This window comes from Kitasatospora sp. NPDC057198 (assembly GCF_042670125.1).
In the GTDB taxonomy this organism is placed as follows: Bacteria; Actinomycetota; Actinomycetes; order Streptomycetales; family Streptomycetaceae; genus Kitasatospora.
The window spans coordinates 1-20,556 of record NZ_JBHUWH010000100.1 but is presented as its reverse complement, the minus strand read 5'-3'; the positions used below and the strand labels follow the sequence as shown (position 1 = coordinate 20,556).

At 68.4% G+C, this 20,556-nt stretch carries 16 protein-coding genes; 10 read left to right on the top strand and 6 right to left on the bottom strand.

The features are described from left to right. Window positions 1-270 precede the first annotated feature (270 nt). The 10 genes from ACFUEL_RS14520 (at window position 271) to ACFUEL_RS14475 (ending at window position 11,930) form a co-directional block, all read left to right on the top strand. Complete coding sequence (locus ACFUEL_RS14520; RefSeq protein ID WP_380236542.1) at window positions 271-1,908, top strand: ABC transporter substrate-binding protein; 1,638 nt, start codon at window positions 271-273, stop codon at window positions 1,906-1,908. 141 nt (window positions 1,909-2,049) lie between these two features. Continuing rightward, on the top strand, window positions 2,050-2,979 hold the full coding sequence (locus tag ACFUEL_RS14515; RefSeq protein WP_380236541.1) for an ABC transporter permease: 930 nt from the start codon (window positions 2,050-2,052) through the stop codon (window positions 2,977-2,979). Further along, window positions 2,972-3,922 carry an ABC transporter permease gene (locus ACFUEL_RS14510; RefSeq protein ID WP_380236540.1) on the top strand — a complete coding sequence of 317 codons (951 nt, stop codon included), beginning with the start codon at window positions 2,972-2,974 and terminating at the stop codon, window positions 3,920-3,922. Before ACFUEL_RS14515 ends, ACFUEL_RS14510 begins: the two co-directional genes overlap by 8 nt. Window positions 3,923-3,939: 17 nt before the next feature. After that, on the top strand, window positions 3,940-4,992 hold the full coding sequence (locus ACFUEL_RS14505; RefSeq protein ID WP_380236539.1) for an ABC transporter ATP-binding protein: 1,053 nt from the start codon (window positions 3,940-3,942) through the stop codon (window positions 4,990-4,992). Continuing rightward, entirely contained in the window at window positions 4,985-6,001 is a 1,017-nt protein-coding gene (locus ACFUEL_RS14500; RefSeq protein ID WP_380236538.1) for an ABC transporter ATP-binding protein, read from the top strand. The genes ACFUEL_RS14505 and ACFUEL_RS14500 overlap by 8 nt, the downstream gene beginning before the upstream one ends. Window positions 6,002-6,145: 144 nt before the next feature. Next, window positions 6,146-7,771 carry an ABC transporter substrate-binding protein gene (locus ACFUEL_RS14495; RefSeq protein WP_380236537.1) on the top strand — a complete coding sequence of 542 codons (1,626 nt, stop codon included), beginning with the start codon at window positions 6,146-6,148 and terminating at the stop codon, window positions 7,769-7,771. A gap of 82 nt (window positions 7,772-7,853) precedes the next feature. Beyond that, window positions 7,854-8,780 (top strand): ABC transporter permease, encoded by a 927-nt coding sequence (locus ACFUEL_RS14490; RefSeq protein ID WP_380236536.1) that lies wholly within the window; start codon window positions 7,854-7,856, stop codon window positions 8,778-8,780. Then, window positions 8,773-9,786: an ABC transporter permease gene (locus ACFUEL_RS14485; protein ID WP_380236534.1), complete on the top strand. Its 1,014-nt coding sequence runs from the start codon at window positions 8,773-8,775 to the stop codon at window positions 9,784-9,786. Before ACFUEL_RS14490 ends, ACFUEL_RS14485 begins: the two co-directional genes overlap by 8 nt. Before the next feature lie 16 nt (window positions 9,787-9,802). Continuing rightward, complete coding sequence (locus ACFUEL_RS14480; RefSeq protein ID WP_380236533.1) at window positions 9,803-10,855, top strand: ABC transporter ATP-binding protein; 1,053 nt, start codon at window positions 9,803-9,805, stop codon at window positions 10,853-10,855. Between the two features lie 55 nt (window positions 10,856-10,910). Continuing rightward, a complete protein-coding gene (locus tag ACFUEL_RS14475) occupies window positions 10,911-11,930 on the top strand; it encodes an ABC transporter ATP-binding protein (RefSeq protein WP_380236543.1) in 1,020 nt (339 codons plus the stop codon). Window positions 11,931-12,000: 70 nt separating this feature from the next. Here the strand turns inward: ACFUEL_RS14475 and ACFUEL_RS14470 are convergent, their stop codons facing one another. From ACFUEL_RS14470 to ACFUEL_RS14445, 6 genes are all read right to left on the bottom strand, one after another. Continuing rightward, window positions 12,001-13,068 (bottom strand): ABC transporter ATP-binding protein, encoded by a 1,068-nt coding sequence (locus ACFUEL_RS14470; protein ID WP_380236531.1) that lies wholly within the window; start codon window positions 13,066-13,068, stop codon window positions 12,001-12,003. A gap of 10 nt (window positions 13,069-13,078) precedes the next feature. Next, the gene (locus tag ACFUEL_RS14465; RefSeq protein WP_380236530.1) at window positions 13,079-14,146 is read right to left on the bottom strand and encodes an ABC transporter ATP-binding protein; all 1,068 of its coding nucleotides are present in this window, start codon (window positions 14,144-14,146) and stop codon (window positions 13,079-13,081) included. Between the two features lie 64 nt (window positions 14,147-14,210). Beyond that, the gene (locus ACFUEL_RS14460; RefSeq protein ID WP_380236528.1) at window positions 14,211-15,188 is read right to left on the bottom strand and encodes an ABC transporter permease; all 978 of its coding nucleotides are present in this window, start codon (window positions 15,186-15,188) and stop codon (window positions 14,211-14,213) included. A gap of 82 nt (window positions 15,189-15,270) precedes the next feature. Further along, window positions 15,271-17,043, bottom strand: a complete 1,773-nt coding sequence (locus ACFUEL_RS14455; RefSeq protein ID WP_380236527.1) for an ABC transporter substrate-binding protein — start codon at window positions 17,041-17,043, stop codon at window positions 15,271-15,273. 89 nt (window positions 17,044-17,132) lie between these two features. Next, window positions 17,133-18,176 (bottom strand): ABC transporter permease, encoded by a 1,044-nt coding sequence (locus ACFUEL_RS14450; protein WP_380236525.1) that lies wholly within the window; start codon window positions 18,174-18,176, stop codon window positions 17,133-17,135. A 496-nt stretch (window positions 18,177-18,672) separates the two neighbouring features. Beyond that, entirely contained in the window at window positions 18,673-20,394 is a 1,722-nt protein-coding gene (locus ACFUEL_RS14445; protein ID WP_380236524.1) for an ABC transporter family substrate-binding protein, read from the bottom strand. Window positions 20,395-20,556: the final 162 nt, after the last annotated feature.

The window sequence follows — 20,556 nt, the reverse complement described above, 5'->3', positions numbered from 1 at the left end:
CCGTCGCACGGACGCGGGCCGTTCGTTAATCGGACGTCACGGATCGTCATCCGTGACAACTGTCCGTTTCGCCCATGTCTGCGTATGTCTTGTATGTCCGTTTTCTGGGATTCATCCACCGTTCATGTGACCAAATTGAAATCCGGAATGGTCATTTCCGTATCCGCGAGTGACCGATAGTGGGTGCAGTCGAGCTCGGGTCGAGGCTCCTGCGCAGGGGTGCGCGCCAGGCCGCGAGTGATCTGCAACACGATTTCAGGAGGACACCCAATGCGTGGTGCCAGCCAGGCCAAGTGGGTTGTCGCAGCCGTCGCGGTCGCCCTCGCCGCTACCGCTTGCGGCAGCAACGGCGGCAGCTCTTCCGGCGGCAGCTCCAACGGTGCGGCCAATGCCCAGGGCACGTTCAGCTACCAGAGCACCGAGCCGCAGAACCCGCTCCAGCCGGCGAACGCCATGGAGGTCGGCGGCGGCCGCATCATCAAGACCCTGTTCAAGGGCCTGGTGGACTACGACCCCAGCAACGGCGAGCTCCGCAACCAGGTGGCCGACAAGATCGAGACCACCGACGCGCAGAACTACACCGTCACCCTGAAGTCGGGCTGGACCTTCCACGACGGCACCCCGGTGACCGCCAAGTCCTTCGTGGACGCCTGGAACTGGTCGGCCAACACCAAGAACAACCAGATCAACTCCGACTGGTTCTCCGACATCCAGGGCTACTCCGACGTCCACCCGGACGAGGGCGACCCGACCGCCACCACCATGTCCGGCCTGAAGGTCGTCGACGACACCCACTTCACCATCGCGCTGACCGGCCCGGTCTCGTACTTCGAGTACAAGCTCGGCTACACCGCCTTCTCGCCGCTGCCCGAGGTGTTCTTCACCGACCCGGCGAAGTACGGCCAGGCGCCGATCGGCAACGGCCCCTACAAGTTCGTCTCGTGGGAGCACAACAAGGCCGTCACCGTCGCCGCCTACGACAAGTACGCGGGCGTCGACAAGCCGAAGAACGGCGGCATCGTCTTCAAGAACTACTCGCAGGCCGAGGGCGCCTACAAGGACCTGGTCTCCGACAACCTGGACGTGCTGGACCAGGTCGACCCGAGCGACCTGGCCTCCTACAAGTCCGACCTGGGCGACCGCGCCGTCGACCAGGCCCAGGGCGCCATCCAGTCGATCTCCTTCTCGCTGTACGCGGACGACTGGAAGCCGGAGAACCTGGCCAAGGTCCGCCAGGGCCTGTCCATGGCGATCGACCGCGACACCATCACCAAGACGGTGCTCAACGGCTCCCGCCAGCCCGCCAACTCCTGGGTCGCCCCGGGTGCCATGGGCTACAAGGACAACACCTGCGGCGACGCCTGCAAGTACGACCCGGCGAAGGCCAAGCAGCTGATCACCGAGGGCGGCGGCGTCCCCGGCAACAAGATCACCGTGCTGTACAACGCCGACGGCGGCCACAAGGAGTGGGTGGACGCGGTCTGCAACTCCATCCGCCAGGCCACCGGCGTCGAGTGCGTCGGCGACCCGAAGCCGGACTTCAAGTCCTCGCGCGACCTGATCAAGAACAAGAAGGTCGACGGTCTGATGCGCACCGGCTGGGTGCAGGACTACCCGCTGAACGCCAACTACCTGCGCGACGTGTTCGGCACCGGCGCCGCGGCCAACGACGCGGGCTACTCCAGCCCGGAGTTCGACAAGCTGGCCGCCGAGGCGGACAAGGCCACCTCGGTGGAGAAGACCGCCGAGCTGTACCAGCAGGCCGAGGCCCAGCTGGCCAAGGACATGCCGGCCATCCCGCTCTGGTACTACAAGACCACCGCCGGTTACTCGAACAACGTGCAGAACGTGAAGTACGACTCGTTCGGTGACCCGGTCTTCACCCAGGTCGAGGTCAAGCAGAAGTAACCGGGCCGGCACCGTACGGCTCGAACAGACACGGCCGGTGCCGTGCACCGCCCCACCGGGCGGCCCGGCACCGGCCGTTGTCACGTCCAGAACTCTGACACCGGGACTGACGGCACGTCAGAGCAGTCAATTGGAGGCACGATGGGGCGCTACGTCGCGAGGCGACTGCTCCAGATGATCCCGGTGTTCCTGGGCACGGTCACGATCATCTTCTTCATGACCCGCATGCTGCCCGGTGACCCCGCGGCCGCGATGTGGGGCGACAAGGCCGCCGACCCGGCCCAGCTCGCCGCGTTCAAGCACCAGATGGGACTCGACGTCTCCAAGTGGCAGCAGTACCTCAACTACATGGGGGACCTGTTCACCGGTGACTTCGGCACGACCATGGGCGGTCGCAAGGTCACCGACGTGATCGGCGAGGCGTTCCCGGTCACCATCCAGCTCGCGCTGCTCGCCTTCGCCTTCGAGCTGATCGTCGGCGTCGCGATCGGCCTGTTCGCCGGCCTGCGCCGCGGCAAGGCGTTCGACAAGTCGACCCTGGTCCTGACCCTGCTGCTGATCTCGATCCCCGTCCCGGTGCTCGGTTTCATCTTCCAGAACGTCTTCGCGATCCAGCTCGGCTGGGTCAAGCCGACGGTGCAGGCGCAGCACATGACCCTGGACCAGCTGATCCTGCCCGCCGTCGTGCTCGGCTCGATCTCGCTCGCGTACGTCGCCCGCCTGACCCGGACCTCCATCGCGGAGAACCTGAAGGCCGACTACATGCGCACCGCCGTCGCCAAGGGCCTGCCCAGGCGCAAGGTGATCGGCACCCACCTGCTGCGCAACTCGATGATCCCGGTGGTCACCTTCCTGGGCACCGACCTGGGCGCCCTGATGGGCGGCGCGATCGTCACCGAGGGCATCTTCAACGTCCAGGGCGTCGGTAACGCGCTGTACCACGCCATCGGCCGCAGCGAGGGTGCGACCGTCTCCGGCTTCGTCGTGGTGCTGGTGCTGGTCTTCCTCTTCGCCAGCCTGCTCGTCGACCTGCTCTACGCGGTCCTGGACCCGAGGATCCGGTATGCCTGACCTGATCGAGAAGAACGCCCCCGCCGGGGACGGCGAGACCCCCGCCGAGCGGGTCGTCGCTCCCGAGGCGAAGGCCGAGAAGCCCCGCAGCCTCGGCCTGGACGCCTGGCACGACCTGCGCAAGCGCCCGGTCTTCATCATCTCCGCGGTGCTGATCGTCCTGCTGGTGCTGTTCGCGATCGCCCCGAGCCTGTTCACCTCGGTGGACCCGCGGGCCGGCGACCTGCGCACCCACTACCTGACCAAGCCGAACTACCTGCACTTCTTCCAGGGCGACTGGTTCGGCTACGACGGCCAGGGCCGCTCCATCTACGCCCGGATGATCTACGGCGCCCGCGCCTCGGTGGTCGTCGGCATCTGCGTCACCGCCGGCGTCACCGTCCTCGGCGGCCTGCTGGGCATGGTCGCCGGCTACTACGGCGGCTGGGTCGACACGATCGTCTCCCGCTTCACCGACATGGTGTTCGGCATCCCGCTGCTGCTGGGCGCGCTGGTCATCCTGAACGCCTTCCAGGTCCGCACGGTCTGGTCGGTGGTCTTCGCCCTGGTCGTCCTCGGCTGGACGCAGATGACCCGCGTGATGCGCGGCTCGGTGATCACCGTCAAGCAGTCCGACTACGTGACCGCGGCCAAGGCGCTCGGCGCCGGCACCGGACGGATCATGTTCAAGCACATCCTGCCGAACGCGATCGCCCCGGTGATCGTGGTCGCGACCATCGCGCTCGGCGGCTACATCGCCACCGAGGCCACGCTGAGCTTCCTCGGCATCGGTCTGCAGGACCCGACCATCTCCTGGGGCATCGACATCAACTCGGCCCAGAAGGTGATCCGCCAGGCGCCGTTCGTGCTGTTCTTCCCGGCCGGCATGCTCTCCGTCACCGTGCTGGCGTTCATCATGCTCGGCGACGCGGTCCGCGACGCCCTCGACCCGAAGCTGCGTTGAGAGAGGCGGCCCGCACCATGACCACCGCACTTGAGAAGACCACCGCCGCGAAGGACCGCCCGGTCCCCGGCACCCCGCTGCTCGAAGTCCGCGACCTGCACGTCGAGTTCAAGACCCGGGACGGCGTCGCCAAGGCCGTCAACGGCGTCAACTACTCGGTCGCCGCCGGTGAGACGCTGGCCGTGCTCGGCGAGTCCGGCTCCGGCAAGTCCGTCACCGCGCAGACCATCATGGGCATCCTCGACATGCCGCCCGGCCGGATCACCTCCGGGGAGATCCTGTTCCGCGGCCAGGACATGCTGAAGATGTCGGGCGAGGAGCGCCGGAGGATCCGCGGCCGGAAGATCGCGATGATCTTCCAGGACGCGCTGTCCTCGCTCAACCCGGTGCTCTCCGTCGGCTACCAGCTCGGCGAGATGTTCCGCGTGCACGAGGGCGCCTCCAAGAAGGAGGCGAAGGCCAAGGCCATCGAGCTGATGGACCGGGTCCGGATCCCCGCCGCCGCCCAGCGGGTCGGCGACTTCCCGCACCAGTTCTCCGGCGGCATGCGCCAGCGCATCATGATCGCGATGGCGCTGGCCCTGGAGCCGGACCTGATCATCGCGGACGAGCCCACCACCGCGCTGGACGTCACCGTCCAGGCCCAGGTGATGGACCTGCTGGCCGAGCTCCAGGCCGAGTACCACATGGGCCTGATCCTGATCACCCACGACCTCGGCGTGGTCGCCGACGTCGCCGACAAGATCGCCGTCATGTACGCGGGCCGGATCGTCGAGACCGCCCCCGTCCACGACCTGTACGCCAACCCCGCCCACCCCTACACCGAGGGCCTGCTCCGGTCGATCCCGCGACTGGACCAGAAGGGCGAGGAGCTGTACGCGATCAAGGGCCTGCCGCCCAACCTCTACAAGGTCCCGGCCGGCTGCGCGTTCAACCCGCGCTGCGACGCCGCCACCGACCTGTGCCGCACCGAGAGCCCCGTCCTGCACCAGGTCACCGACCGGGACGGCGCGGAGCTCGCCGGGCGCAAGAGCGCCTGCCACTTCTGGAAGGAGACCCTCCATGGCTGAGCCCATCCTGGAGGTCCGCGACCTGGTCAAGCACTACCCGCTGTCCCAGGGCATCCTGTTCAAGAAGCAGGTCGGCGCGGTCAAGGCCGTCGACGGCATCTCCTTCACCCTCCACAAGGGCGAGACGCTCGGCATCGTCGGCGAGTCCGGCTGCGGCAAGTCCACCCTCGCCAAGGTCCTGATGAACCTGGAGCGGGCGACCGCGGGCCAGGTCCTCTACAAGGGCGAGGACATCTCCCGGCTGTCCGGCGCGGCCCTCAAGGCCGTCCGCCGCAACATCCAGATGGTCTTCCAGGACCCGTACACCTCGCTGAACCCGCGGATGACGGTCGGCGACATCATCGGGGAGACCTTCGAGATCCACCCCGAGGTGGCGCCCAAGGGCGACCGGCGCAAGGCCGTGCAGGACCTGCTGGACGTGGTCGGCCTCAACCCCGAGTACATCAACCGGTACCCGCACCAGTTCTCCGGCGGCCAGCGCCAGCGCATCGGCATCGCCCGCGGCTTGGCCCTCAAGCCGGAGGTCATCATCTGCGACGAGCCGGTCTCCGCGCTCGACGTGTCGGTGCAGGCCCAGGTGATCAACCTGCTGGAGCAGCTGCAGCAGGACTTCGAGCTCTCCTACATGTTCATCGCCCACGACCTCTCGATCGTCCGGCACATCTCCGACCGGGTCGGCGTGATGTACCTCGGCAAGATGGTCGAGATCGGCACCGACCTGGAGATCTACGACCACGCCACCCACCCCTACACCCAGGCGCTGCTGTCCGCGGTGCCGGTGCCCGACCCGGCCGCCCGCGAGCACCGGGACCGGATCATCCTCTCCGGCGACATCCCGTCCCCGGCCAACCCGCCCTCCGGGTGCCGCTTCCGCACCCGCTGCTGGAAGGCCGAGGAGCGCTGCTCCACCGAGCTCCCGCTGCTGGCCGTCCCCGAGCTGCTCGCCGGCGGCGCCCGGCACGAGTCGGCCTGCCACTTCGCGGCGGAGCGGGAGCCCGCGGCGGCGTGACGCCCGCACGGACCGGCCCGAGGGGCACCGGGAGGACACTCCCGGTGCCCCTTCCCCGTTCGGCCCTACTGCGGTCGCGCCGCGACTGCCCGGCCCTTCTCATGAGGTGAGATGCGTCTCATACACCCCTGAGGAGGAAGCTCCATGCCTGCAGGCACCCGCGTGCGCTGGGCTGTTGTCAGTGCGACGTCCGTGGCCCTGGTGGCCACGGGTTGCGGCAGCAGCGGTGGCGGCTCCGGTGGCGGATCGTCGGACACCAGCAAGACCTTCACCTACCAGAGCAGCGAGCCGCAGAACCCGCTGCAGCCGGCCAACGCCAACGAGGTCGGCGGTGGACGCATCGTGCAGAACCTCTTCAAGGGCCTGGCCGACTACGACCCCTCCAACGGCAAGCTGCGGATGCAGGTCGCCGAATCGATCGACACCAGCGACTCGCAGACCTACAACGTGACGCTGAAGTCGGGGTGGACGTTCCACGACGGCACGCCGGTCAACGCGCAGAGCTTCGTGAACGCCTGGAACTGGGCGGCCAACGTCGGCAACAACCAGATCAACAGCTCCTGGTTCGGCGACATCGAGGGCTACAAGGACGTCCACCCGGAGAGCGGCTCGCCGACCACCGACAAGATGTCCGGCCTGACCGTGCAGGACGACACCCACTTCACGATCAAGCTCTACAACAAGGTCTCGTACTTCCCGTACAAGCTGGGGTACGTGGCCTTCTCACCGCTCCCGGAGGGGTTCTTCAAGGACCCGGCGGGCTACGGGCAGAAGCCGGTGGGCAACGGGCCGTACGAGTTCGTCAGTTGGGACCACAACTCGCAGGTGGTCACCAAGACCTTCGCCAACTACCAGGGCGTGGACAAGCCGAAGAACGGCGGCGTCGTCTTCAAGATGTACACCACCTCCGAGGCCGCCTACGCGGACCTGCAGTCGAACAACCTGGACGTGATGGACCAGGTGCCGCCGTCGGCGCTGGCGAACTACAAGAACGACCTGGGCGACCGGGCGATCGACGCCCCGCAGGGCGCGATCCAGAACATCGGCTTCACCCTCTACCAGCCCGAGTGGCAGGGCGCCGACAAGGCCAAGGTCCGGCAGGGCCTGTCGATGGCGATCGACCGCGACACCATCACCAAGACGGTGCTGCAGGGCTCGCGCAAGTCCGCCACCGCCTGGGTCGCCGAGGGCGTCGAGGGCTACAAGTCCGGCACCTGCGGGGACTACTGCACGTACAACCCGGACAAGGCGAAGCAGCTGATCCAGGAGGGCGGCGGCGTCCCCGGCAACGCGATCAAGGTCACGTACAACGCGGACGGCGGCCACAAGGAGTGGGTGGACGCGGTCTGCAACTCGATCCGGCAGGCCACCGGGGTGAACTGCAGCGGCGACCCGAAGACCGACTTCAAGACCGCCCGCGCGGCGATCACCGGCCACCAGATCAACGGCCTGTTCCGCACCGGCTGGGTGCAGGACTACCCGCTGAACGCCAACTTCCTCGCGGACGTCTACCGCACCGGCGCGGCCTCGAACGACACCGGCTACTCCAGCCCGGAGTTCGACAAGCTCGCCAACGAGGCCGACCAGGCCGCCTCGATCCAGGACACCGCGACCGGCTACCAGAAGGCCGAGGAGCAGCTGGCGCTCGACATGCCGGCCATCCCGCTCTGGTACTACCGGACCAACTCCGGCTACTCCACGAACGTCCAGAACGTCACGTTCGACTCCTTCGGCAACCCGGCCTGGACCCAGGTCGAGGTCAAGGGCTGACCGTGCCCGGCGCCGGCCCCGTCCTCCCCGCACGGAGGGCGGGGCTCCGGTACTACGTCACCCCTTCGGAGGGAGGGCTCCCATGGGCCACTACGTGCTACGCCGCGTGCTCCAGATGATCCCGGTGTTCTTCGGGGCCACGCTGCTGATCTTCCTGATGGTGTACAGCCTGCCGGGCGACCCGATCGCCGCGATGTTCGGCGACAAGGCCGCCGATCCGGCGCAGGTGGCCAGCCTGCGGCACCAGTACTACCTCGACCAGCCGCTGTGGAAGCAGTACCTGCACTACATGAACAACATCTTCCACCTGGACTTCGGCACCAGCTTCACCGGCCGCCCGGTCTCCGAGATCATGGCGGACGCCTTCCCGGTGACCATCCGGCTGGCCCTGGTCGCCTTCTTCTTCGAGATCGTGATCGGCCTGCCGCTCGGCCTGATCGCCGGCCTGTACCGCGGCAGCATCGCCGACACCCTGGTGCTGGTGCTGACCCTGATCGTCATCTCGATCCCGGTGTTCGTGCTCGGCTACATCGCGCAGACGATCTTCGCGATCAACCTGGGCTGGGTGACCGCCACCGTCCAGGACTCCGAGGACATCACCCAGTTGATCCTGCCGGGCCTGGTGCTGGCGTCCCTGTCGCTGGCCTACGTCGCCCGGCTCACCCGCACCTCGATCGGCGAGAACCTGCGCGCCGACTACATGCGCACCGCGGTCGCCAAGGGCCTGCCCCGGCACACCATCATCGGGCGGCACCTGCTGCGCAACTCGCTGATCCCGGTGGTGACCTTCCTGGGCACCGACCTGGGCGCGCTGATGGGCGGCGCGATCGTCACCGAGGGCATCTTCAACATCGCCGGCGTCGGCAACGTCCTCTACAAGGCGATCAACCAGAAGGAAGGCCCGACGGTCGTCGGCATCGTCACCGTGCTGGTGCTGGTGTACCTGGTCGCCAGCCTGGTCGTCGACCTGCTGTACGCCGTCCTGGACCCGAGGATCCGCTATGCCTGAGCGCAACGAGGACATCCCCGACCACAACGACCCGCTGCGCAACATCCAGCCGACCGACAGCGACCACCTGGACTACGTCGGACAGCAGGGGCTGGCGGTGGAGCAGGAGACCCTGATCGAGCCCGACCCGGCCAAGCGGGAGCAGGCCCGCAGCCTGTGGGGCGACGCCTGGCGGGACCTGCGCAAGCGGCCCACCTTCATCATCTCGGCGCTGCTGATCCTGCTGCTGATCGTGATCGCGATCTGGCCCGGCCTGTTCACCAACGCCGACCCGCGGGCCTCCGACCTGACCCAGGACTACCTGCGCAGGCCCGACTACACCGACTTCTTCGGGGCGGGCTGGTTCGGCTACGACGGGCAGGGTCGCTCCATCTACGCCCGGGTGCTGTACGGCGCGCGGGCCTCGATCACGGTCGGCATCTGCGTCACCCTGGCGGTCACCGTCCTGGGCGGCCTGGCCGGGATGGTCTCCGGGTACTTCGGCGGCTGGACCGACTCGGTGATCTCCCGGATCATCGACATCTTCTTCGGCATCCCGCTGCTGCTCGGCGCCCTGGTGCTGCTGAACGCCTTCTCGGTCCGCACCGTGTGGTCGGTGGTGATCGCGCTGGCCTTCCTCGGCTGGACGCAGCTGGCCCGCGTGATGCGCGGCTCGGTGATCACCGTCAAGCAGTCCGACTACGTGGTCGCCGGGCGGGCGCTCGGCGCCGGCACCGGGCGGCTGATGTTCCGGCACATCCTGCCCAACGCGGTGGCCCCGGTGATCGTGGTCGCGACCATCGCGCTCGGCGGCTACATCACCGCCGAGGCCACGCTGAGCTTCCTCGGCATCGGCCTCCAGGACCCGACCATCTCCTGGGGCGTGGACATCTCCTCCGCGCAGAAGGTGATCCGGCAGGCCCCGTTCGCCCTGTTCTTCCCGGCCGCCGCGCTCTCCGTCACCGTGCTGGCCTTCATCATGCTGGGCGACGCGGTGCGCGACGCCCTCGATCCGAAGCTGCGCTGAGCGAGGGGAAAGGCACATGACCACCGCCGCCGACCAGGCCCGCACGGCCCGCGAGGAACCCTTCACCGGGCCGCTGCTGGACGTGAAGGACCTGCACGTCGAGTTCAAGACCCGGGAGGGCGTCGCCAAGGCCGTCAACGGCGTCAACTACACCGTCAGCGCGGGCGAGACGCTGGCCGTGCTCGGCGAGTCGGGCTCCGGCAAGTCCGTCACCGCGCAGGCCATCATGGGCATCCTGGACATGCCGCCGGCCAGCATCCCCCAGGGGGAGATCCTGTTCCGCGGCCGGGACATGCTGAAGATGTCCAAGGACGAGCGGCGCAAGATCCGCGGGCAGAAGATCGCGATGATCTTCCAGGACGCGCTGTCCTCGCTCAACCCGGTGCTCACCGTCGGCCACCAGCTCGGCGAGATGTTCCGCAAGCACCGCGGCGCCGGCCGCAAGGAGGCGAAGGCCAAGGCCATCGAGCTGATGGACCGGGTCCGGATCCCCGCCGCCAAGGAGCGGGTCAACGACTACCCGCACCAGTTCTCCGGCGGCATGCGCCAGCGCATCATGATCGCGATGGCGCTGGCCCTGGAGCCGGACCTGATCATCGCCGACGAGCCCACCACCGCGCTGGACGTCACCGTCCAGGCCCAGGTGATGGACCTGCTCGCCGAACTCCAGGCCGAGTACCACATGGGCCTGATCCTGATCACCCACGACCTCGGCGTGGTCGCCGACGTCGCCGACAAGATCGCCGTCATGTACGCGGGCCGGATCGTCGAGACCGCCCCCGTCCACGACCTGTACGCCCGGCCCGCCCACCCGTACACCCGAGGGCTGCTGGACTCCATCCCGCGGCTCGACCAGAAGGGCCAGGAGCTCTTCGCGATCAAGGGCCTGCCGCCCAACCTGCTGCGGATCCCGCCCGGCTGCGCGTTCAACCCGCGCTGCCCGCGGGCGCAGGACGTCTGCCGGCAGAAGGTGCCGCCGCTGGAGCAGGTGGCCGCGGACGACGGGACGCCGCTGGCCGGACGGCGCAGCGCGTGCTTCTTCTGGAAGGAGACCCTCCGTGACGGCTAACGGAGCCACCCCGCTCGGGGCGACCACCCCCGAGGAGGTCGCGTTCGCCCAGGACGTGCCGCGCGGCGAACCCATCCTGGAGGTGCGCGACCTGCGCAAGCACTTCCCGCTGACCAAGGGCGTCCTGTTCAAGAAGCAGGTCGGCGCGGTCAAGGCCGTCGACGGCGTCTCCTTCGACCTGATGCAGGGCGAGACGCTCGGCATCGTCGGCGAGTCCGGCTGCGGCAAGTCCACCCTCGCCAAGGTGCTGATGAACCTGGAGCCCGCCACCTCCGGATCGGTGAAGTACAAGGGCGAGGAGATCTCGCACCTGTCCGGCGCCGCGCTGAAGGCGGTGCGCCGCAACATCCAGATGGTCTTCCAGGACCCGTACACCTCGCTGAACCCGCGGATGACGGTCGGCGACATCATCGGCGAACCCTTCGAGATCCACCCCGAGGTGGCGCCCAAGGGCGACCGGCGCAAGGCCGTGCAGGACCTGCTGGACGTGGTCGGGCTGAACCCCGAGTACATCAACCGGTACCCGCACCAGTTCTCCGGCGGCCAGCGCCAGCGCATCGGCATCGCCCGCGGCCTGGCCCTCAAGCCGGAGGTGATCATCTGCGACGAGCCGGTCTCCGCGCTCGACGTGTCGGTGCAGGCCCAGGTGATCAACCTGCTGGAGCAGCTGCAGGGCGAGTTCAACCTGTCGTACATGTTCATCGCCCACGACCTCTCGATCGTCCGGCACATCTCCGACCGGGTCGGCGTGATGTACCTCGGGCGGATGGTCGAGATCGGCAGCGACCTGGAGATCTACGACCACGCCACCCACCCGTACACCCAGGCGCTGCTGTCCGCGGTGCCGGTGCCGGACCCGGCCGCGCGCGAGCACCGGGACCGGATCGTGCTGGTCGGCGACGTGCCCTCGCCGGCCAACCCGCCCTCCGGGTGCCGCTTCCGCACCCGGTGCTGGAAGGCCCAGGAGAAGTGCGCGCGGGAGGACCCGGCGCTGACCGTGCGGGACTGGCTGGAGGGGCGGGCCCGGCACGACTCGGCCTGCCACTTCGCGGCGGAGCGGGAGAACCTGATCTGACCCGCCGCCGCGGACGCGGAAGGGCCCCGCCGAACGGATCGGCGGGGCCCTCCGCGGTGCTGCCGGGGGCTCAGTCCTCGGCGCGCTGGGCGGGGACGGCAGTGGTGCTGTCCCCTTCAGGGAAGTGACAGGCAGTCAGGTGGCCCGCCGCGTTGCCGGACAGCTGGAGCAGCGGCGGCTCCTCGGTGGCGCACTTGTCCTGCGCCTTCCAGCAGCGGGTGCGGAAGCGGCAGCCGGACGGCGGGTTGAGCGGGGAGGGGACGTCACCGGTCAGCCGGATCCGCTCGCGGTCGTCGTCCGGGTCGGCCTCCGGGACGGCCGACAGCAGGGCGTGGGTGTACGGGTGCCGGGGCGACTCGTACAGCGACTGGCGGTCGGCGATCTCGACGATCTTGCCGAGGTACATCACCGCGACGCGCTGCGAGAAGTGCCGCACCACCGACAGGTCGTGGGCGATGAACAGGAAGGCGATGTCCAGCTCGCGCTGCAGCTCCTGGAGCAGGTTGACCACCTGCGCCTGGATCGACACGTCCAGCGCCGAGACCGGCTCGTCCGCGACGATCAGCTTCGGGTTCAGCGACAGCGCCCGGGCCACGCCGATGCGCTGGCGCTGGCCGCCGGAGAACTCGTGCGGGAAGCGGTTGTAGTGCTCCGGGTTCAGGCCGACCGTCTCCAGCAGCTCCTGCACCCGGCGCTGGACGCCGCCCTTCGGGTTGATGCCGTTGATCTCCATCGGCGCGCCGATGATCGAGCCGACGGTGTGCCGCGGGTTCAGCGAGGAGTACGGGTCCTGGAAGATCATCTGGATCTCGGACCGGATCGGCGCGAGCTCCTTGCGGTTGGCGTGCGTGATGTCCTGCCCGGCGTAGCGGATCTCGCCGGCGGTCGGCTCCAGCAGCCGGGTCACCAGGCGGCCGGTGGTCGACTTGCCGCAGCCGGACTCGCCGACCAGGCCCACCGACTCGCTCGGGAACACCTCCAGGTCCACGCCGTCCACCGCGTGCACCGCGCCGACCTGGCGCTTGAACAGGAAGCCGTCCGTCACCGGGAAGTGCTTCTTCAGGCCCGTGATCGACAGCAGCGGGTCACCGGAGGCGGCGGACCGGGGGGTCGGCTTGAGGGTCGTCTCGTTGCTCATGGTGTACCTCTCAGCCGAGCCGCGGCTTGATCTGGTCGATGAAGATGTCCTGCCGCTGCGCCGGCGCCAGGTGGCAGGCGGCGGCGTGCCCGGTGGCGGGGGAGAGCGGCGGGCGCTCGGTGGTGCAGCCACCGCCGATCACCTGCTCGCGGAAGTCGCAGCGCGGGTTGAACGGGCAGCCGGACGGCAGGTTGATCAGGCTCGGCGGGGTGCCGCGGACCGGCCGCAGCGGCACGTCCACGTCGCCGCTCAGGCTCGGCATCGAGGACAGCAGGCCCCAGGTGTACGGGTGCTGGGGGGCCTTCAGCACCTCGCGGACGGTGCCGCGCTCCACGGCCCGGCCCGCGTACATCACCATGATGTCCTGCGCGGTCCGGGCGACCACGCCCAGGTCGTGGGTGATCAGGATGATCGCGGTGCCCATCTCCTGCTGGAGGTCCTTGAGCAGGTCGAGGATCTGGGCCTGCACGGTGACGTCCAGCGCGGTGGTCGGCTCGTCCGCGATGACCAGCTTGGGGTCGCAGACCAGCGACATCGCGATCATCGCGCGCTGGCGCATGCCGCCGGAGAACTGGTGCGGGTAGTCGTCGACCCGGCTGGTGGGCTGCGGGATGCCGACCTTGGTCAGCATCTCGATCGCCCGGTCCCGGGACTCCTTCTTGGAGGCGCCGGTGTGCTTGCGGAAGGTCTCGCCGATCTGCTTGCCGATGGTGTGGAACGGCGACAGCGCGGTCAGCGGGTCCTGGAAGATCATCGACATCTTCTGGCCGCGGAGCTTCTCCAGCTCCCGGTTGGACGCGCCGACCAGCTCCCGGCCGTCCAGCTTGATCGAGCCGGTGATCTCGGTGCGGTCCGGGTTGTGCAGGCCCAGCACGGCCAGGTTGGTCACCGACTTGCCGGAACCGGACTCGCCGACGATGCCGAGCGTGGAGCCCGGGGCGACGTCGAAGGAGAGGTTGTCCACGGCCCGGACCACGCCGTCCTCGGTGCTGAAGCGGACCGAGAGGTCGCGGACTGAGAGGAACGGCGTGCCGCCGCTGCCGGCGGACACCTCCTCGGGCTTGGCCTGGGTGGTCATGGACTGGGCTCCTCGGTGCGGTACGTGAGGTCGGGACTGCTGCTCGGCGGCCGGGGTGTGGCCGTCAGGCCAGGCGGATGCGCGGGTCGATCAGGGCGTAGGCGGCGTCGACGATGATGTTGAAGAAGACGATCAGGGTGGCGGCCACCACGGTCACGCCCACCAGCAGCGACAGGTCGGAGTCGCGGAAGGAGTGGATCGCCAGCTCGCCCAGGCCGTGCAGGCCGAACGTCGTCTCGGTGATGATGGCGCCGCCGAGCAGCACGCCCAGGTCGATGCCGAAGACGGTGACGATGGTGCCCATCGCGCCGCGCCAGGCGTAGCGCATGAAGACCGAGGAGCCGGACATGCCCTTGGCCCGGGCGGTCCGCACGTAGTCCTCGGACAGCTGCTCGACCATCGAGGAGCGGGTCATGCGGGTGTAGTTCGCGGTCCAGATCAGCGACAGCACGATCCACGGCACCAGCAGGCCGCTCGCCCAGCCGACCGGGTCCTCGGTGAAGGGCACGTAGGTCGGCAGCTGGAGCAGGTCGGTGCTGTAGCACAGCGCCCACAGGGCCAGCGGGCCGGCCACGTAGATCTGCAGCGAGGAGGCCAGCAGCGAGAAGGAGCTGGCGATCTTGTCGGCGGCCTTGCCCTGCTTGTGGGCGGCCAGCATGCCGGTGCCGATGCCGAAGATCAGGAAGATGACGGCGGAGCCGACGGTCAGCGACAGGGTGGTCGGGAAGCGGTCCGCGAGGATGCCGCCGACCAGCTCCTTCTTGTCGAAGGAGTAGCCGAAGCACGGGGCGCCGCAGTGCACGCCGTTGAAGGTGCCACCGGTGAAGATGGTGCTCAGCCAGTTCCAGTACTGGACCGGCCAGGAGTGGTCGAAGCCCATGTCGTGCCTGATCAGGGCGAGGTTCTCGGGCGAGCAGACCTTGCCGCAGTAGAGCCGCGCCGGATCCGCCGGGATCGCGAAGAACAGTGCGTACGTGACCAGCGACACGATCAACAGGATGACCAGAGCGCCGAGGGTTCGGCGGACGAGGAATCGGAGCATCGGACGGGGCTCTCCTGATCGGGGCGGGACACCGGCAGATCGTGCCGGTGCCCCGCCGTGAGCTACTGCTCGGTGACGACTACTACTTGACGTAGATGTTGAGCGGGGACTGCAGACCGGCCAGCGAGTCGAACTTGACGCCGCCCAGGCCCGAGCCGTAGAGGCTCAGCGAGCGCTGGTAGACGTCCGGCACCGAGTACGCCTTGTCCTGCAGCTGCTTGTCGATCGCGGCCCACGCCTTGCCCTGCGCGACCGGGTCGGCGATCTTGGCGGCGGCGTCGATCGCGGAGTTGATCGCCGGGTCGTCCACGTGCGCGTAGTTGGAGGCGCCGTCGGCGATGGCGCGGCCGTCCCAGACCGGCTGCAGCGAGGTGTAACCGGTCGGCCAGTCGGCGCCCCAGCCGCCCCAGTACATGTCGAACTCGTTGTCGACCTTGCCGATGGCGTCGTAGTAGGTCTTCGGGTCCAGCGGCTTCGGGACGAACTTGAAGCCGGCCTTCTCCAGCGCGTCGCGGATCGCCTCGGTGATCTTCTGCTGCAGCGGGGTGTTGTTGTACGCGTAGACGATGGTGGTGCCCACCGCGTTCGCGTCGGTCAGCAGCTTCTTGGCCGCCTCCGGGTCACCCTGCGGCTTGGCGATGATGCCGTACGGGTCGTAGGACTCGTAGCCGAGGACGGTCGGGCTGGTGTACGAGGTGGCGTAGTCGCCGTAGGAGGTGCCGCCGGACAGCTGGCGGGTCTGCTGGTGCGGGAACGCCCGGACCAGCGCCTCGCGGACCTTCTGGTCCTTGATGCGGCTGTTGTTGATGTAGTAGTAGTCCACGTACGGGGTCAGGCCCTCGAGCGTGCGGGACTTGAGCTTCTCGTCCGCCTTCACCTGGTCCACGAAGGACGGGTAGACCGTGTTGTGGAAGGTGAACGCGGTCTTGTCGTCGCCGTTGTCCGCCATGAAGCGCTCGGTGGACTGCTGCTGCTGGACACCGAAGGTCATGTGCCACTTGTCCGGGTAGGCGTTCCGGATCGGGTCGGTGGCCGGGTCCCAGTTGGGGTTGCGCTCCAGGTCCAGCGAGCGGTCGGTGACGTGCTCGGTGATCTGGTACGGGCCCGAGGAGAACGGCTTCTTGTCGTACTCCTCCTTGGTGTCGTGGGCCTGCGGCACGATGCCGTAACCGGTCATCGCCAGGGTGAAGTTGGCGTCCGGGTGGATGTCCTGGAAGGTGATGACCACGGTCTTGTCGTCCGGGGTCTGCACCGCGTCCAGCTGCTTGCCGCCGTAGGGGCCCTCGTAGGCGCTGCGGTAGTCGCTGCCCGAGATCCAGCCCTGGATGTAGGTCGGGCCGGACTTGATGAACGAGGCGTAGGTGCGCTCGATCGAGTACTTGACGTCGGCCGAGGTGATCGGGGTGCCGTCCTGCCACTTCACGCCGTCCTTCAGCGTGAACTTCCAGGTCTTGCCGCCGTCGGTGGTGGTGCCGGTGTCGGTGGCGAGGTCGCCGACGAGCTTCTGCGTGCCGTCCGCGGCGGTCTTGTAGCCCGTCAGCTGACGGGTGAACAGCAGCGAGACCTCGCTGTTGTAGTTCATGTAGATCTGGGCCGGGTCCAGGTGCGAGAAGTCGTCGCGGTCGATCATGTTGACCGTGCCGCCCTTCTTCGCGCCCTCCTCCGGAGCCGCGGGGCCCTTCGAGTCGTCGGCGGTGCCGACGGAGATCGAGGTGGCCTTGACGGGGGCCTTGGAGGCGCCGGCGCCGCCCTTGCTGCCGTCGCTGTTGGTGTGGCCGCTGGAGCACGCCGTGGTGACGGCCAGGGCACCGGCCACGAGAACGGCGGCCGCGAGCCGCGTCTTGCGAGAGCTCATCTTCATCCTGCCTGGGTGTAGTTGTGCGGAAATCTTCGTGGGTGTGCCCGGGGCCTGGCTTTCCCGTCCCCCGGAGTCTTTGGGGCCCGTCAGCGGTTGGTCTTCGGGTCGAACGCGTCCCGGACGGAGTCGCCGAGCAGGTTGAAGGCCAGCACGAACACCACCATGGCGAGGCCCGGGAAGAGCAGGAAGGTGACGTCGGTCCGGAGGTAGTTGGCGGCGTCGGCGATCATGCGGCCCCAGTCCGGGACCGGCTCGGAGACGCCCACGCCGAGGTAGGAGAGACCGGCCTCGGCGGTGACGAACGCCGGCAGGGCCAGGGTCGACTGGACCAGGATCGGGGTCCACAGGTTGGGCAGGATCTCCTTGAAGATGATCCGCATCGGGGAGGCGCCGGTGACCTTGGCGGCCTCGATGAACTCCCGCTCGCGCAGCGACAGCGACACGCCGCGCAGGATGCGGGCCAGGCTCATCCAGCCGAGCAGCGACAGCACGATGGTCACCGCGACGAAGGGCAGCCACTCGGGGACGGCCTCTTCGGGGCTCACCAGCAGGCTGGTGACCACGGGCATGGTGGCGATCAGGAAGATCTGCGAGGGGAACGACATCAGGACGTCGATCACCCGGCCGATGAAGTAGTCGGTCTTCCCGCCGAGGTAGCCGGCCGCGATGCCGAGCGCGACGCCGACCACGGTGGTCAGCACCGAGGTGGCGACCGCGATGATCAGCGAGGTGCGGATGCCGTAGATCAGCAGGGTGAACACGTCGCGGCCGAGGCCCGGCTCCAGGCCGAACCAGAAGTCGCCGCTCATGCCGCCGTTGGGCCCGGTGGGCAGGCCCGAGTCGGTCAGCAGGGAGACGTCCTCCTGGCCGTAGTGGGTCTCCGGGTTCTTCCCGTACAGCATGGAGATCAGCGGGGCCAGGATCGCCACGGCGATGAAGAACAGCACCACGATCGCGCTCACCACGCCGACGCGGTCGCGGCGGAAGCGGCGCCACATCAGCTGCCCGGGGGAGAGGCCGCGGAAGCCGGGATCGGCGGGCGCGTCGGCCGTGGCGTTGTCCGCGAGGTCCGACGTCGAGCCGGGACGGGGAGTGTTCCCGTCCGTGGTGGCCCCAGTAGGCGTCGTCATGGTGCTAAAGCTCCCGACCGTGGTCCGTGCAGAAGCAAGGAGTAAGAACTTGGATGAATGGACTCTTGCAAGTCGTTTATCGAACGTCAAGAGTTCCTCAGTTGTCGATGGCCCATTTCCTCCTTCGTGCTGGAATGTCAACCACTTCGTAGTTCTCGGACTCTTGACATCGGCCCAGCGAGACGGTCAAAACCGGACAAACTCGATCAAGCGGCGTTCACCTGTCCGTAACGATGCACGGCCAGCTCCGGTATCAGGACGGCGAGTTCGGGAGGGGGCCCGGATGACGCGCGTAGAAGCGATGTCCGTTTTGGTGCGCTTCATCGCAATTGGCGGGTGCAATTGAGTGTCCGATAATCGGACATCGGTGTTTTCGGGCGTGCCGGGGCGAATTCATGGGTATGGCTCACCCAATTCGGGCGGCATCCGGGGTGCCGCCCGACTGGCATTTTCCCGCCATTGGCGAGTCCTCGCCGCGGCGTTACCGCCGCGGTTGTTACTTCAACAAGCCGATGTTCTCGTAGACGACATCGCCGAGGCCGGCGGCGCCGATGTTGGCGAGGTCCTTGCGCACCCCGTAGATGGCCGGGCGCTGGTACAGCGGGACGAGGCCGGCCACCTGCCACGCCTCCGAGTCGGCGAGGTTGAGCGCCGCCGTCTCCTCGTCCACGGTGTCCGCCCTGGCGGCCTCCGCCATCGCCCCGTCGAGCGCCTCGCTGCCGACCTGGGCCCAGTTGGAGCCGGAGTCCCGCTGGAAGGTGCTGATCGAGTTGGAGACCGGGAAGGGCGTGCCCAGCAGCGAGAACGAGGTCAGGTCGAAGTCGTGCTTGTAGATGTAGCCGTCGAAGTACTCGCCGGCCGGCACGGTCTGGACCTGGACGGTCACCCCGATCGCGGCGAGCATCCGGGTCACCTCCTCGCTCTCGTTGGCCGCCAGGTTGTTCGCGGCCGGCGCCACGTAGCGCAGCACCAGCTCCTTGCCGTCCTTGGCGCGCACGCCGTTCGCCCCGGGCTTCCAGCCCAGCGCGTCGAGCGCGGCCCGCGCGGCGTCCGGGTCGAAGCGGCTCAGGCCGTTCGAGTTGTCCTGGTAGCCGTGCTGGGAGGGCACCAGGAAGTGGTTGTTCATCGGCACGTACGGCCAGTCCAGGCCGGCCAGGTCGGTGCGGGTGATCTCGGCCCGGTCGATCGCCTGGATCAGCGCCCGGCGCAGCGCGGCGTCCTCCAGCAGCGGGCTCTTGCCGTTGAGCACCAGGTGCCGCAGGTTGGGGCCGCCGGCCTTGCGGACCTCACCGCCCGGGGTGGACCGGATCAGCCGGTAGCCCTCGGTGTTGGGGCCGTTGTTGTAGAAGTCGACCTTGCCGTCGGCGAACGCCTGCGGCATCGCGCCGGTGTCGTACGCCCGGAAGACGATCTTGTCCAGCAGCGGCTTGTCGCCCCACCAGCCGGGGTCGGCCACCGCGGTGACGGTGCGCGTCCCGGCGTCCAGCGACTCCAGCTTGAAGGGGCCCGCGGTGACCGGGATGCGGTTCTTGAAGGAGGTGTTGAACAGCTCGGGGGTGGAGACGTACTTCGCGGGCAGCAGCGGGGCGTTGCCGGCGTTGTTGAACATCGCCTGCCACTCCGAGTACGGCTCCTTGAAGGTCATCACGGCCTGGAAGTCGTCCTGGCCGCGGACCACGCTCTCCACCTGGTCGAAGCCGTTGGTGGTGGCGGTCTTGTAGGCCGGGTCCCGGCCGTTCAGCGCCTGCCAGTCCGCCTGCAGGTCGCGCCAGGTGATCGGGGAGCCGTCGGACCAGTGGGCCTTCGGGTTGAGCGTCCACACCACGACCTGCTTGCCCTGCCGCAGCTCGCTCTTCGCGTCGGACAGGTAGGCCGGGTTGGGGGTCTGCACGCCGCCCGCGTCGGAGCGCCAGAAGGTCGGCAGCAGCGACTTGACCACGTCGTTGGTGGACGCCTCGGAGCCGTCCGCCTGGACCGGGTTCCACTGGGTGGAGTACTGGTCGATCGCCCAGACCAGGGTGCCGCCCTGGCGCAGCTCGTCGCGCGGCCGGGCGTTCATCTCCTGCTGGGTCATCCGGGGCGCCTCTCCGTCCGCCGCCGCCACCCGGGCCGGGCCGCCGTCGGCGGGGCCCGGTGCGGAACTGCAGGAGCACAGCACGACGGACAGCGCCGCCACCGTGGCGGTCAGGGCGAGCGGGAGGAAGCGGGGTCTCGGCACGCGGCACATCTTGCGTACCGGTGAACTGACTTGTCGACCTGCGGCGGATCAAGGATTGGTAACGCGACGTGGCCGCCCGGTTGCGGCGTCCGGTTCGTCCCGTTCCGTGACGCCACTGGCGAGGATTCGCCAACGGGCCGGGCCGGGGCGCCCATCCAGCGC

Bases quoted from the DNA above. Each gene is read 5' to 3' on its own strand.
- ACFUEL_RS14500 (WP_380236538.1), top strand. From the start codon at position 4,985: ATGGCTGAGCCCATCCTGGAGGTCCGCGACCTGGTCAAGCACTACCCG.
- ACFUEL_RS14480 (WP_380236533.1), top strand. From the start codon at position 9,803: ATGACCACCGCCGCCGACCAGGCCCGCACGGCCCGCGAGGAACCCTTC.
- ACFUEL_RS14515 (WP_380236541.1), top strand. From the start codon at position 2,050: ATGGGGCGCTACGTCGCGAGGCGACTGCTCCAGATGATCCCGGTGTTC.
- ACFUEL_RS14520 (WP_380236542.1), top strand. From the start codon at position 271: ATGCGTGGTGCCAGCCAGGCCAAGTGGGTTGTCGCAGCCGTCGCGGTC.
- ACFUEL_RS14455 (WP_380236527.1), bottom strand. From the start codon at position 17,043: ATGAGCTCTCGCAAGACGCGGCTCGCGGCCGCCGTTCTCGTGGCCGGT.
- ACFUEL_RS14450 (WP_380236525.1), bottom strand. From the start codon at position 18,176: ATGACGACGCCTACTGGGGCCACCACGGACGGGAACACTCCCCGTCCC.
- ACFUEL_RS14460 (WP_380236528.1), bottom strand. From the start codon at position 15,188: ATGCTCCGATTCCTCGTCCGCCGAACCCTCGGCGCTCTGGTCATCCTG.
- ACFUEL_RS14510 (WP_380236540.1), top strand. From the start codon at position 2,972: ATGCCTGACCTGATCGAGAAGAACGCCCCCGCCGGGGACGGCGAGACC.
- ACFUEL_RS14470 (WP_380236531.1), bottom strand. From the start codon at position 13,068: ATGAGCAACGAGACGACCCTCAAGCCGACCCCCCGGTCCGCCGCCTCC.
- ACFUEL_RS14490 (WP_380236536.1), top strand. From the start codon at position 7,854: ATGGGCCACTACGTGCTACGCCGCGTGCTCCAGATGATCCCGGTGTTC.
- ACFUEL_RS14485 (WP_380236534.1), top strand. From the start codon at position 8,773: ATGCCTGAGCGCAACGAGGACATCCCCGACCACAACGACCCGCTGCGC.
- ACFUEL_RS14465 (WP_380236530.1), bottom strand. From the start codon at position 14,146: ATGACCACCCAGGCCAAGCCCGAGGAGGTGTCCGCCGGCAGCGGCGGC.
- ACFUEL_RS14505 (WP_380236539.1), top strand. From the start codon at position 3,940: ATGACCACCGCACTTGAGAAGACCACCGCCGCGAAGGACCGCCCGGTC.
- ACFUEL_RS14495 (WP_380236537.1), top strand. From the start codon at position 6,146: ATGCCTGCAGGCACCCGCGTGCGCTGGGCTGTTGTCAGTGCGACGTCC.